The sequence below is a fragment of the Xanthomonas citri pv. mangiferaeindicae genome (assembly GCA_002240395.1).
GTDB classification, from domain to species: domain Bacteria; phylum Pseudomonadota; class Gammaproteobacteria; order Xanthomonadales; family Xanthomonadaceae; genus Luteimonas; species Luteimonas citri_A.
Genome location: CP016836.1, coordinates 657,769 through 670,518, shown reverse-complemented (window position 1 = coordinate 670,518; position 12,750 = coordinate 657,769). Strand labels below are relative to the sequence as shown.

Here is a 12,750-nt window from a genome sequence, read left to right as displayed (position 1 = left end):
GAATCCGCGCAGCGTGTCACAGGCTCGAGCGTGCAATCGCGCCATCGAGTTCGGGGTAGTGGCGGAAGATGCCCTGCTCGTTGAACGGCAGCCGACGCGTCGAGGCCAAGTAGGCCGCGAGGTTCGGGCGCTCGGCGATCCGCGCCTCGAGCGCGCGCAGCCGCGGCAGTGTCGGCGACAGCGACGCCATCGCCTCGGGGTAGGCGTAGTCGAGGCCGCGCAGCAGTTGGAACAGCGACAGGTCGACGTAGGAGTGGCGCCCGAGGATGTACGCGCCGCCGGCCTGGCCGAGCACGGCTTCGAAGTAGCCGAGGAATTTCGGCAGGCGGTGTTGGCGCAGATCGGCCGCCCGGCGCGCCGCGGCATCCTTCTGGTCCTCGTAGTACGCGGCACTGGCGATCGGATGGTGGCTGTCGTGGACCTCGGTCACCAGGTCGGCGATCGTGAGCTGCAGTTGCAGCGCCTGCAGCCGGCCCGCCGCATCGTCGGGCACCAGGTCCAGCCGCGGGCCGAGGAAGTGCAGGATCGCCGCAACCTGAGCGATGACTTGGCCGCCGGCTTCCAGGAACGGGGCGGCGAAGGGGCGCAGGCCGATCGCCCGGCCAGCGAGAAACGAGTCCATTGCCGTGTCGCCCTGCTCGCGCACCACGTCGATATAGTCGGCGCCTGCGTCCTCGAGCGCCAGGCGAACGAACTCGCCGCGCCCCTGGAGGCCGTTCCAGTAATACAGGCGGTACTGCATGGACATGCCTCCAGGCGGGATCGCCCCGCATCCTGCCGGGCGCGGTGCCTGCGCCGGGTGAGGACACGGCGGCCGTTCGCCGGCCCGGGGCCAACGGAGCACGGGCTGACGCTTGCAACCGGCCGCTTCGGCCGCATGTGGTGGACATCGCCGGCAGGCGCCGGCCTCTTTCTTCGAGGACACCCGTCATGCGGATGGACAAGCTCACGTCGCGTTTCCAGCAGGCGCTGGCCGACGCGCAGTCGCTGGCCGTGGGCCGCGACCACAATTTCATCGAGCCGGTGCACCTGCTGTTGGCGCTGCTCGATCAGCAGGGCGGCGGCACCCGGCCGCTGTTGGGCCAGGCCGGCGTCAACGTGCCGGTGCTGCGCGAGCGGCTGACCGAGGCGCTCGAGCGCATGCCCAAGGTGACTGGGCAGGCCGGGCAGTTGTCGGTCGGCAACGACCTGTCGCGCCTGCTCAATGTCACTGACAAGCTTGCCCAGCAGCGCGGCGATGCCTTCATCGCCTCCGAACTGTTCGTGTTGGCCGCGCTCGACGACGGCGGCGACGCAGGCAAGGCGCTAAAGGCGGCCGGCGCGGACAAGGCCCGGCTCGAGGCCGCGATCGCGAAGATCCGCGGCGGGGAGAGCGTGCAGGACGAAAACGCCGAGGACGCGCGCCAGGCACTGGAGAAGTACACGATCGATCTGACCGCGCGCGCCGAGAGCGGCAAGCTCGACCCGGTCGTCGGGCGCGATGAGGAGATCCGCCGCACGGTACAGGTGCTGCAGCGGCGCACCAAGAACAACCCGGTGCTGATCGGCGAGCCCGGCGTGGGCAAGACCGCGATCGTCGAGGGTCTGGCCCAGCGCATCGTCAACGGCGAGGTGCCCGAAGGCCTGCGCGGCAAGCGGGTGCTCTCGCTGGACATGGGCGCGCTGATCGCCGGCGCCAAGTATCGCGGTGAATTCGAGGAGCGCCTCAAGGGCGTGCTGAACGATCTGGCCAAGAACGAGGGCCAGATCATCCTGTTCATCGACGAACTGCACACGATGGTCGGCGCCGGCAAGGCCGACGGTGCGATGGACGCGGGCAACATGCTCAAGCCCGCGCTCGCCCGTGGCGAGCTGCACTGCATTGGCGCGACCACGCTCGACGAGTACCGCAAGTACGTCGAGAAAGACGCCGCGCTCGAGCGCCGCTTCCAGAAGGTGTTCGTCGGCGAGCCCAGCGTCGAGGACACGATCGCGATCCTGCGCGGTCTGAAAGAGCGCTATGCGGTGCACCACGGCGTGGAGATCACCGATCCGGCGATCGTCGCCGCGGCCACGCTGTCCAACCGCTACATCGCCGACCGCCAGTTGCCCGACAAGGCCATCGACCTGATGGACGAGGCGGCCAGCCGCATCCGCATGGAGATCGACTCCAAGCCCGAGGAGCTCGACCGCAAGGAGCGCCGGCTGATCCAGCTCAAGATCCAGCGCGAGGCGCTGAAGAAGGAAAAGGACGCCGAGTCGAAGCAGCGTCTGTCGGACCTCGAGGCCGAGATCGGCACTCTGGAACGCGAGTACAACGACCTGGAGGAAGTCTGGAAGGCCGAGAAGGCCACGGTGCAGGGCGCGACCAAGATCAAGGAGCAGATCGAAGCGGCCAAGCTCGATCTCGAATCGGCGCAACGTACGCAGGACTATGCGCGCATGAGCGAGATCCAGTACGGGCGCATCCCGGAACTGGAGAAGCAGCTCAAGGCGGCGCAGGAGGCCGAGACCCAGGGCTTCCAACTGCTGCAGGACAAGGTCACCGCCGAGGAGATCGCGCAGGTCGTCGCGCGCTGGACCGGTATTCCGGTCAGCAAGATGCTCGAGGGCGAGCGCGAGAAGCTGCTGGCGATGGAGTCGCAGCTGCATGCGCGCGTGGTCGGCCAGGAGGAGGCGATCAAGGTTGTCTCCGATTCGGTGCGCCGCTCGCGCGCCGGCCTGTCCGATCCCGATCGGCCGACCGGTTCGTTCCTGTTCCTGGGGCCGACCGGCGTCGGCAAGACCGAGCTGTGCAAGGCACTCGCCGAGTTCCTGTTCGACAGCCAGGACGCGATGGTGCGCATCGACATGAGCGAGTTCATGGAGAAGCACTCGGTCGCCCGGCTGATCGGCGCACCTCCGGGCTACGTCGGCTACGAGGAAGGCGGCTACCTGACCGAGGCGGTGCGCCGTCGGCCCTACAGCGTGATCCTGCTCGACGAGGTCGAGAAGGCGCATCCCGACGTGTTCAACATCCTGCTGCAGGTGCTCGACGATGGCCGTCTGACCGATGGCCAGGGGCGCACGGTCGATTTCCGCAATGCGGTGATCGTGATGACCTCCAACCTCGGCTCGCACCAGATCCAGGAGTTGGCCGGCGACGATTCGGCCGAGGCCTACACGCAGATGAAGGCCGCGGTGATGGGCGTGGTGCAGGCGCATTTCCGGCCCGAGTTCATCAACCGGCTCGACGACATCGTCGTGTTCCACCCCCTGCGCAAGGCGCAGATCCGCGAGATCGCGAAGATCCAGATGCGCGGGCTGGAAAAGCGCCTGGCCGAGCGCGGGCTGCGCATCGAGGTCTCGGACGCTGCGTTCGATCTGCTGGGCAACGTCGGCTTCGACCCGGTCTATGGCGCACGCCCACTCAAGCGCGCGATCCAGCAGCAACTCGAGAACCCGCTGGCCTCACGCATCCTCGCCGGCGAGTTCGCCAGCGGAGACACGATCATGGTCGACGCGGCCGGCGGCGAACTGGGCTTCGCAAAGGCCTGACCCCCGCTGGCGAGCCCGCAGCCTGCACCTCTCCACCTGTCGCGTGGTCTCGGCGCGAGCGAGTACGGACACCTCCCCCGCCCGAGGGGGAGGTCGGCGCGCGCAAGCGTGCCGGGTGGGGGCACGGGCCTTCCCGATACACGTCCTTCGACCAGCCAAAGCGCGGTTCGCCATGACCTTGACGCTCGCTTCCCTACCGCCGCGCGAGCATCCCCGCAACGCGACAGGGCCTTCGGCATGCACATCCTGATCACCGGCGGCAGCGGTTTTCTCGGCAGCGCATTGACCCGCGCGCTGCAGCGCGATGGCGCGCGTGTGACCTGGCTGTCGCGCCGGGCCTCGACCCCGGCTCCCGACGGCGTCGAGGTCCGCGACTACGCCGCGTTGTGGTCGGACGACCGTTTCGATGCGGTGGTCAATCTGGCCGGCGCCGGCATTGCCGAACGCCGCTGGAGCGCCGCGCGCAAGCAGGTGCTGCGCGACAGCCGCTTGATCCCGACGCGTGTCCTCGTCGACTGGATTCGCTCGGCGCATGTCCCGCCGAAGGTACTGTTGAGCGGCTCGGCGGTCGGCTGGTATGGCGCCCAGGGCGACCTGCCGCTGGACGAGGAGGGCGCGCCGCATGACGAGTTCCAGCATCGTCTGTGCGAGGAATGGGAGGCCGCCGCCCGCGTTGCCGAGGACCGCGTGCCGGTGGTGCGGCTGCGGACCGGTGTGGTGCTGCATCCCGACGGCGGCATGCTGCAGCGGCTGCTGCCGCCGTTCCGGCTCGGCCTTGGCGCCCGGCTCGGAGACGGCCGCCAGATGCTGAGCTGGATCGCACGTGAGGACTGGGTGGCGGCCGTCCTTGCGTTACTGCATGCGCATCTGCGCGGCGAGCCGCAGGCGCCGGTCGGCGCGTGCAATCTCACGGCGCCCGAGCCGGTGGACAACACCGATTTCACCCGCGCGCTGGCCGATGCCCTGCGGCGTCCGGTGGTGCTGGCGGTGCCGGCGCGCGCGCTGGCGCTGGGCCTGGGCGAGATGGCCACGCTGCTGGTGGACGGGCAGCGCGTGTTGCCGGCGCGCTTGCTGGCCTCGGGCTTTGAATTCGCGTGGTCGCGCCTGGCGCCTTATCTCGACGCCGAACTGCGCTGACCCAGGTCTGCGCTCAGCCCGGCTGCGGCGCCGGCGGTGTGGCCGCGTCGCTGCCCGGACGTACCGGTCGGAACGGCGGCGTCGACATGACCATCTCGGCCAGCGAATAGGCCAGTTCGCGCTCGGCCAGCACCGCGCCGTCTGCGCCGTGCTCGAGCAGATGGCGGACTTCGCCGTCGCTGTGCGCGCGTGCCAGCACCGTGATGCCCGGATTGATGGCTTTCATGCGCTCGATCGCCTCGCCGGCTTCCAGTGCCTGTGGGATGGCAAAGATCGCAAGCGCCGCGCGCTCGGGAGCGGCGTCACGCATCACCGGTTCGGAGGCGACGTTGCCGCGCACCACCAGCAGGCCGCGATCGCGGGCCTTGCGTACCAGGTCCGGATCGTCCTCGACGATCACCAGCGGCACTTCACGCTGTTGCAGCAGTTCGGCCAGCTGCCGGCCGACGCGACCGTAGCCGACGAGGATGGCATGGCCGCGCAGGTCGGCCGGAATCGCCTGGATCGGCTGGGCTGGCTCGGGTGCCGACGCCGCCGTGGCGGCCGCGCGACGCGCCTGCCAGCTGTCGAGCAGGCCGAAGATCAGCGGGTTGGCCATGATCGAGATCAGCGCGCCGGCGAGCACCAGCGAGCGGCCATCGGGCGGCAGGATGTCCAGCGCCACGCCGAGCCCGGCGATGATGAAGGCGAACTCGCCGATCTGCGCCAGGCTGGCGGAGATCGTCAGTGCGGTGCTGGTCGGGTGCTTGAACGCGCGCACGATCAGGAACGCGGCCGCCGACTTGCCGAAGATGATGATCAGCGCCGTCGCCAGCACCTGCCAGGGGTGCAGCAGCAGGATGCGGGGATCGAACAGCATGCCAACCGAGACGAAGAACAGCACCGCGAATGCGTCGCGCAGGGGGAGCGAATCGTTCGCGGCCTTGTGGCTGAGCTCCGACTCGTTGAGCAGCATGCCGGCGAAGAACGCGCCGAGCGCGAACGACACACTGAAGATCGCCGCCGAGCCGAACGCCACGCCCAGCGCGATCGCGAGTACGGACAGCGTGAACAGTTCGCGCGAGCCGGTGCCGGCGATCCGCTCGAGCACCCACGGGATCACGCGCCGCCCGACCAGCAGCATCACCGCGACGAACATCGCGACTTTGAGCAGCGTCCAGCCGACGCTCAGCAGCACCGAGCCGACCGTGGTCTCCTCGCCGCCGGTGCTGTGCATCACATCGGCCAGCACCGGCATCAGCACCAGGGCGATCACGCAGGCCAGGTCCTCGACGATCAGCCAGCCGACCGCGATCTTGCCGCGCGTGGTGTCGAGCAACCGGCGCTCCTCCATCGCCCGCAGCAGCACGACCGTACTGGCGGTCGCCAGTGCGAAGCCGAACACGATGCCCTGGACGGTCGGCCATCCCATCAGCGCCGCCAGTCCCCAGCCCAGAAGGGTGGCCACGGTGATCTGGGTCAACGCGCCCGGGATCGCGATCGACTTCACGTCGAGCAGGTCCTTGAGCGAGAAGTGCAGGCCGACGCCGAACATCAGCAGCATCACGCCGATCTCGGCCAACTGGTCGGCCAGCGCCTGGTCGGCGACGAAGCCGGGCGTGAACGGTCCGACGAGGATGCCTGCGACCAGATAGCCCACCAGCGGCGAGAGCCGGAGTCGGTTGGCGAGCGCGCCGAACACGAAGGCCATGCCCAGGCCGACGGCGACGATGTTGATCAGGTCGGTGTTGTGCGGCATCGGCGAAGTGTGGGGGACAAGTATTGCAGTGTCGCCGACGCGTCCGTATCCAGGCAACCCGCGCCCGCAAGCCGACAGGCGCGGCGATGCGCGCCATCACGGCTGCGAGCGCAGACATTGGCGCGCCGTCGCCTGCACGACGACGGCGCATTGGATGTCCGGCGCCATGCAGGCGCCGGACCGTGGATCACCAGGTGTAGGCGATCTTGGCGTAGCCGAATGCGCCGCCGAAACCGAATGGCGACAGATTGCTGTACGGGAACTGCCCGTTGGTCGAGTTGCCGAAGATGTTTTCGTCCGGGTATTCGTTGAGCACGTTGTCGGCGCCCAGCGTCAATGCCCAGTTCTCGCCCGGCTTGTAGGTCGCCGACACGTCGACCAGCCACTTGGCCCCGTACTTCTGGTCCAGCGCCGGGTTGTTGGGCGTGGTGCGCACGCTGCCGTAGCGGGTGGTCGACAGCGAGAAGCCCCAGTCGGCGGCATTCCAGGTGCCGGCCAGCAGCAGCTTATTGCGCGGGAAACCCTGCTCGATGCGGCCGGCCTCGACGCGATCGATGCGCTCCAGATCCACGCCGATCGCCTCGAGCGCGGCCGGGTTGTCGGCGATGCGGGTGATCTCGGTCTTGGAATGGTTGTAGCCGGCGGTCAGATCGAGGCTGCCGGCGGCCAGGTCCCAACGGTAGGTACCGACGACGTCCACGCCGCGGGTGCGGGTGTCGATGGCGTTGGTGAAGTAGCGGCCACCGTTGACGCCGAAGATCCCCTGCGACTCGAGCAGCGCGCGCACCGCGTCGCCCGTCAGGTTCGACGACAGCGCGATACGGTCGTCGACGTCGATCTGATAGGCATCGACGGTGACGTAGAGGTTGTCGACCGGCTGCAGCACCAGACCCAGGCTGTAGGACAGCGATTCCTCGGGCTTGAGCGGCTCGGCGCCGAAGGCCCGTGCGACCGCGCTGCTGGCCGGGAACGTGCGGATCTCGAACGGTGTGGTGATGCCCGGCAGGAACACCGTGCTCACGGTCTGGAAGTACTGCTGGGCCAGCGACGGCGCGCGGAAGCCGCTCGACACCGTGCCGCGCAGCGCGACCGCATCGGTGAACGCATAGCGCGCCGACAGCTTGCCCGACAGCTGGCTGCCGAAGTCGTCGTAGTCCTCCCAGCGTGCGGCCACGCCGCTGGAGAACTTCTCGGTCAGATCGGCTTCCAGGTTGGCGTAGACCGCGTGGCTGTCGCGGTCGTAGGCGCCGGCGATGCCCGGTGCGAAGCCGCCGAAGCCCTGCGCGCCGGCGGCCGCACCGGGCACGCCCGCGCCCGCGTCGATGTACGAGCCCGGCTCGCCCGGCGACTGGTTCCACTTCTCGTTACGGCCCTCGGCACCGAAGGCCAGCGTCACCGGATAGGCCAGACCCCAGTCGAACTGCCGGCTGACATCGAAGTTGATGATGTTCTGCGTGGTCTCCAACGCGCCGTCATAGAACGAAGTCGGCGAATCCGGCCCCAGGCTCGCGTTGAGCGAATTGCGGGTATAGAACTCCAGCCGGTTGTAGCCGTAGTTGTAGCTCAGGTCCCAGTTCCATTCGCTGGCGGTATGGCCCTTGAGGCCGGCGACGATCGAACGATCCTTGGAGATATTGTTGATTTCGGGCAGGAAACCATCGGGATGGATGCTGCGGATGTTCTGGGTCGGGTTGGCCGGGGCGCGGAAGAACGCGAACGAGGTGACATCGCGGTTGCTGGCGGTACCGAAGCCATAGACGCTGATCGCATCGGTCAGCGCGATGTCGGTGTTGAAGCCGACGGCGCCGAAGTCGACCTCCGGCTCGCCGATCACGAACGCCTTCTGCCCGAGCGCGGGCTGGGTCGGGCCGGGCGTGCCGGCGAACGGCCGCGCGCGGTTGGTCGCCTCCTGCTGGCCGACTTGGGCGGACAGGTGCAGGAAGCCGCGCTCGCCCAGGGCCAGGCCGGTGTCGCCGGCAATCTGGTGCTGGGTGCCGTCGCCGGCCGAGTACTGGCCCAGATTCACCGCCAGGCTGCCGCCCTGCGAGGCGCCCTTGAGCACGATGTTGACCACGCCGGCGATTGCGTCCGAGCCGTACTGCGCCGAAGCGCCGTCGCGCAATACCTCGACGCGCTCGATCGCCGAGACCGGGATCGTGTTGAGATCGACCGGGGCCGAGCCGCGACCGATCGTGCCGTTGAGATTGAGCAGAGAAGAGGCGTGGCGGCGTTTGCCGTTGACCAGCACCAGCACCTGGTCGGGCGACAGACCGCGCAACTGCGCCGGACGGATCGCCGAGGAGCCGTCCACCAGCGCCGGGCGCGGGAAATTCAGCGACGGCAGCGCGCGCGCCAGTGCGGTCGCCAGTTCGGTCGTACCGGTGGCCTGCAGCGATTCGGCGGTGATGATATCGATCGGCGACTGCGATTCGGCCACCGTGCGGTCGCTGACCCGGGTGCCGGTGACGATCAGTGTGTCGAGGGTGGAGGTGCGGGTCTGCGGCTGGGCGTCCTGCGCGAGCGCGGCGGGAGCGACGGGCAGCAGGGCCGCGAGTACGGCGAGGGTGAGGCGATGGCGGGACATGGCAGACCTCGAGCTTTGGGGGAAGGGGAGGCGGTGTTAATGGCGATTTAACAGGCGCGTTTCAAAGGCGTCAATGCAGCCAGCAATAGGTTTCGATTGTTCCGTTTATGAAACGACGGCGCGGGTCGGCGGGTTCCGGGTCGCGCTCCTGTAAAATCAACCGATGATCTCCTTCAAGAATTTCGCCCTGCGGCGCGGCGAACGCCTGCTGCTGTCCGACGTCGACCTCACCCTGCACTCGGGCTGGCGCGCCGGCGTGGTCGGCCGCAACGGCGCCGGCAAGTCGTCGCTGTTCGCGGCCGTGCGCGGCGAAGTCGAAGCCGACCGCGGCGACCTCGACCTGCCCAACCGGCTGCGCGTGGCGAGCATTGCCCAGGAACTGCCGTCGTTGCCTGACCCGGCGATCGAGTTCGTGCTCGGCGGCGATGCTGCGGTCGCCGGCGTGCTCAAGGCCGAGGCCGATGCGATGGCCGCCGAGGACTGGGAGGCCGTGGCCGAGGCCCATGTGCGCATGGCCGAGCTCGGCGCCTACGACGCCTCGGCGCGCGCCGGCAAGCTGTTGCACGGCCTGGGCTTTCCGGCCGAGACTCACCAGCGCGCGGTCGCCACGTTCTCCGGCGGCTGGCGCGTGCGCCTGAATCTGGCGCGCGCGCTGATGACGCCCAGCGACCTGCTGCTGCTCGACGAACCGACCAACCACCTCGACCTCGATGCGGTGCTGTGGCTGGAGCAGTGGCTGCTCAAATACCCCGGCACGTTGCTGCTGATCAGCCACGACCGCGAGTTCCTCGACAACGTCTGCACCCACACCCTGCATCTGCACGGCGGCGGCGCGAAGCTCTACACCGGTAACTTCACCGCGTTCGAGCGTCAGCGCGCCGAGCAGTTGCGCCTGCAGCAGATCACCCACGAAAAGACCCAGGCCGAGCGCGCGCACCTGCAGAAGTTCATCGATCGCTTCAAGGCCAGCGCGGCGAAAGCCAAGCAGGCGCAGTCGCGAGTCAAGCGTCTGGCCAAGCTCGCCGATACCGAAGCGGTGCGCGCCGAGCGCGAGGTGCGGATCGACTTCCCGCAGCCGCTGAAGCTGCCGCACGCGTTGCTGCGCATCAACGACGGCGTCTGCGGGTATCCCTCGGCCGATGGACAGGTGGTGATTCTGGACAAGGTGGGCTTTGGTTTGGAGGCCGGTGACCGCATCGGCCTGCTGGGCCCCAACGGCGCCGGTAAATCCACCTTGGTCAAGTCGCTGGTCGGCGACCTGCCGCTGCTGGCCGGCGAGCGCTACGCGCATCCGGACCTGCGGATCGGCTACTTCGCCCAGCATACGGTCGAGTCGCTGGTTGCCGGCACGTCGCCGATCGACCACCTGCGCGAACTCTCGCCCAACGTCGCCACCCAGGCCTTCCGCGACTTCCTGGGCAAGTGGAGTTTTCCCGGGGATCGTGCGTTCGAGAGCATCGATGGCTTCTCCGGTGGCGAGCGCGCGCGCCTGGCGCTGGCGCTGATCGCCTGGCTGCAGCCCAATGTGCTGCTGCTCGACGAGCCGACCAACCATCTCGACCTGGAGATGCGCGAAGCGCTGGCCGAGGCGCTGAGCGACTTTCCCGGCGCGATCGTGCTGGTCTCGCACGACCGTCACCTCATCGGCCTGGTCAGCGACCTCTATTGGCGCGTCGCCGATGGCAAGGTCGTGCCCTTCGACGGCGACCTCGACGAGTACGCGGCGTGGCTGCGCGCGCGCGGCAATGCCGGCGAGTTGCGCACGCCGGCCGCCACGCCCGTCGCCGAGGCGTCGCCGGCCCCGCCGCCGACGCGCACCAAGGTCAATCCGCATCGGCTGCAGAAGGTCGAGACGCGGGTCTCCGAACTTGCGGCTGAACTGGCCCGAATCGAGGCGATGCTGACCGACCCGGCGACCTATGCCGATGGCCCGCGCGTGGCCGAGCTGGGCCAGCAGCAGGCGGCGCTGCGCGACGAGCTGGAGACGGCCGAGGCCGAACTGCTGGCCCTCTACGACGCCTGATCGGCAACCCGGGCGGACCCGGGTTGCCGTTGCGCGGTATGGGCGGGTAGGGTGGCGCGATGAACCGACTCCTGATCCCGACCGCCCTGGCCGCCGCCCTCGTGCTCGCCGCCTGCGGCAACACCGAACCGGCCGCCGACACCCGTCCGCCACCGGCCAATCCGACCGCTGATGCTGCCGCGGCTGCGGCCGCCGAGGCCGCCGCGCGTGAGCATGTGCCCGCCGACGCATTCCTGGCGGCAATCGCGCGCCACTGCGGCGAGGCCTTTGCCGGCCGCATCGTCGCCAACGAGCCCGCGCCGGCCGCCGATGCCGCGCCCGATCCCTTCGAGGGCAAGGAACTGGTGATGCACGTGCGCGGCTGCAGCGACAAGACGCGCGAACTGCGGATCCCCTTCCATGTCGGCGACGACCATTCGCGCACCTGGATCCTGACCCGTACCGAACACGGCCTGCAGCTCAAGCACGACCACCGCAAGCCCGACGGCAGCGAGAACCCGGTGACGATGTACGGCGGCGAGACCCAGAACGCCGGCACCGATCAGCGCCAGGAATTCCCGGTCGATGCCGAATCGATCGCGCTGTTCGAAAAGGAAGGCCTGAACGACTCGGTGACCAACACCTGGGCGATGGAGATCCATCCCGGCGAGCGTTTTGTCTACGAACTCACCCGTCCCGGCGGGCGCAAGTTCCAGGTCGAGTTCGACCTGACCAAGACCGTCGCGGCCCCGCCGACGCCCTGGGGCTACTGACCGCCGGCAACGGCGGACAGGTCAGGCACACGTTCGGGCGCGAGCGCCCGCTGCGCCTGCAGCCAGGTCCGGAACTGGCGCAGCGGCGCCGGTTCCGGCCGTGAGCGTAACTGGGTCAGCCAGTAGCGGCCCAGCGCGATGCCGGTGTCGAAGGGTTGCACCAGGCGGCCCTCGCGCAGTTCGCGTTCGAACATCGTCAGCGGCAGCAGCGCCACGCCGGCGCCGGCTGCTGCGGCAGTGGCGAGCGCCAGCGACGAATCGAAAACCGGCCCGCGCGCTTCGATCGCGTCGGCGCCGGCTGCCTGCAGCCAGCGCGGCCACTCGTCGCCGCGGTAGGAGCGCAGCAGCGTCGCGCGGTCGAGGTCGCGCGGACTGGCCAGGCGGCGCGCCAGCGCGGGCGCACAGACTGGGGCGAACAGTGTGTCGACGATCGGTGTGCAGGCCTGGCCCTGCCAGTCGCCGTCGCCGAAGCGCACGGCGGCATCCAGCCCTTCGCTGGCGAGGTCGATGCGGTTGTTGTGGGTCTGCAGGCGCAACTCGACATCCGGATGCGCGGCCTCGAACGCCGGCAAGCGCGGCAGCAGCCAGCCGGTGGCGAAGGTGCCGACCACACCCAGACTCAGAACCTGGCGCTCGGCGGTGCCGGCGGCGCGCTGGACTGCAGTGGCGATGCGGTCGAAGGCATCGTGGAGCACCGGATACAGCGCGCTGGCCTCATCGGTCAGTGCGACGCCGCGCGGCAGGCGGTGGAACAGGCGCACGCCCAGCCGGTCCTCCAGGCTGCGGATCTGGTGGCTGAGGGCCGCTTGGCTCACGCACAGTTCGAGCGCGGCGCGGGTGAAGTTCTGGTGGCGCGCAGCGGCCTCGAAGGCGCGCAATGCGTTGAGCGGCAGCGGCGGACGCGACATGGGCAGCAGGGGTGAGCGGGATCGATCGATGATCGCATTTCGGGCATGGGAACGCGCCAATCACTATCCAGCCATCGATACGGCTCATGGCT

The 12,750-nt window shown here is 69.0% G+C and carries 8 protein-coding genes; 4 read left to right on the top strand and 4 right to left on the bottom strand.

Annotated elements, in window-relative coordinates:
- Window positions 1–16: 16 nt before the first annotated feature.
- Window positions 17–742 carry a glutathione S-transferase gene (locus BEN78_02910; protein ASR44873.1) on the bottom strand — a complete coding sequence of 242 codons (726 nt, stop codon included), beginning with the start codon at window positions 740–742 and terminating at the stop codon, window positions 17–19.
- Between the two features lie 188 nt (window positions 743–930).
- Here BEN78_02910 and BEN78_02905 point away from each other — a divergent pair, with 188 nt between their 5' ends.
- Together BEN78_02905 and BEN78_02900 are read left to right on the top strand one after the other, a co-directional pair.
- On the top strand, window positions 931–3,516 hold the full coding sequence (locus tag BEN78_02905; protein ASR42498.1) for an ATP-dependent chaperone ClpB: 2,586 nt from the start codon (window positions 931–933) through the stop codon (window positions 3,514–3,516).
- Between the two features lie 237 nt (window positions 3,517–3,753).
- Window positions 3,754–4,653, top strand: coding sequence for a TIGR01777 family protein (locus tag BEN78_02900; GenBank protein ID ASR42497.1), 900 nt, complete (start codon window positions 3,754–3,756; stop codon window positions 4,651–4,653).
- A 13-nt stretch (window positions 4,654–4,666) separates the two neighbouring features.
- On the opposite strand, the gene BEN78_02895 is transcribed toward BEN78_02900, so the two are convergent.
- Both BEN78_02895 and BEN78_02890 read right to left on the bottom strand, forming a co-directional pair.
- On the bottom strand, window positions 4,667–6,391 hold the full coding sequence (locus BEN78_02895) for a cation:proton antiport protein (protein ASR42496.1): 1,725 nt from the start codon (window positions 6,389–6,391) through the stop codon (window positions 4,667–4,669).
- A gap of 187 nt (window positions 6,392–6,578) precedes the next feature.
- Window positions 6,579–8,975, bottom strand: a complete 2,397-nt coding sequence (locus BEN78_02890) for a ligand-gated channel (protein ASR42495.1) — start codon at window positions 8,973–8,975, stop codon at window positions 6,579–6,581.
- Between the two features lie 163 nt (window positions 8,976–9,138).
- Between BEN78_02890 and BEN78_02885 the strand changes: the two genes are divergently transcribed.
- Both BEN78_02885 and BEN78_02880 read left to right on the top strand, forming a co-directional pair.
- On the top strand, window positions 9,139–10,998 hold the full coding sequence (locus BEN78_02885; protein ASR42494.1) for an ABC transporter ATP-binding protein: 1,860 nt from the start codon (window positions 9,139–9,141) through the stop codon (window positions 10,996–10,998).
- Between the two features lie 59 nt (window positions 10,999–11,057).
- Entirely contained in the window at window positions 11,058–11,750 is a 693-nt protein-coding gene (locus BEN78_02880; GenBank protein ASR42493.1) for a hypothetical protein, read from the top strand.
- On the opposite strand, the gene BEN78_02875 is transcribed toward BEN78_02880, so the two are convergent.
- The gene (locus BEN78_02875; protein ASR42492.1) at window positions 11,744–12,658 is read right to left on the bottom strand and encodes a LysR family transcriptional regulator; all 915 of its coding nucleotides are present in this window, start codon (window positions 12,656–12,658) and stop codon (window positions 11,744–11,746) included. The two genes, BEN78_02880 and BEN78_02875, sit on opposite strands and share 7 nt — an antisense overlap.
- Window positions 12,659–12,750 lie beyond the last annotated feature (92 nt).

Excerpts from the sequence above, each read along its gene's own strand:
- BEN78_02895 (ASR42496.1), bottom strand. The coding sequence starts at position 6,391 with ATGCCGCACAACACCGACCTGATCAACATCGTCGCCGTCGGCCTGGGC.
- BEN78_02890 (ASR42495.1), bottom strand. The coding sequence starts at position 8,975 with ATGTCCCGCCATCGCCTCACCCTCGCCGTACTCGCGGCCCTGCTGCCC.
- BEN78_02905 (ASR42498.1), top strand. The coding sequence starts at position 931 with ATGCGGATGGACAAGCTCACGTCGCGTTTCCAGCAGGCGCTGGCCGAC.
- BEN78_02900 (ASR42497.1), top strand. The coding sequence starts at position 3,754 with ATGCACATCCTGATCACCGGCGGCAGCGGTTTTCTCGGCAGCGCATTG.
- BEN78_02885 (ASR42494.1), top strand. The coding sequence starts at position 9,139 with ATGATCTCCTTCAAGAATTTCGCCCTGCGGCGCGGCGAACGCCTGCTG.
- BEN78_02880 (ASR42493.1), top strand. The coding sequence starts at position 11,058 with ATGAACCGACTCCTGATCCCGACCGCCCTGGCCGCCGCCCTCGTGCTC.
- BEN78_02910 (ASR44873.1), bottom strand. The coding sequence starts at position 742 with ATGCAGTACCGCCTGTATTACTGGAACGGCCTCCAGGGGCGCGGCGAG.
- BEN78_02875 (ASR42492.1), bottom strand. The coding sequence starts at position 12,658 with ATGTCGCGTCCGCCGCTGCCGCTCAACGCATTGCGCGCCTTCGAGGCC.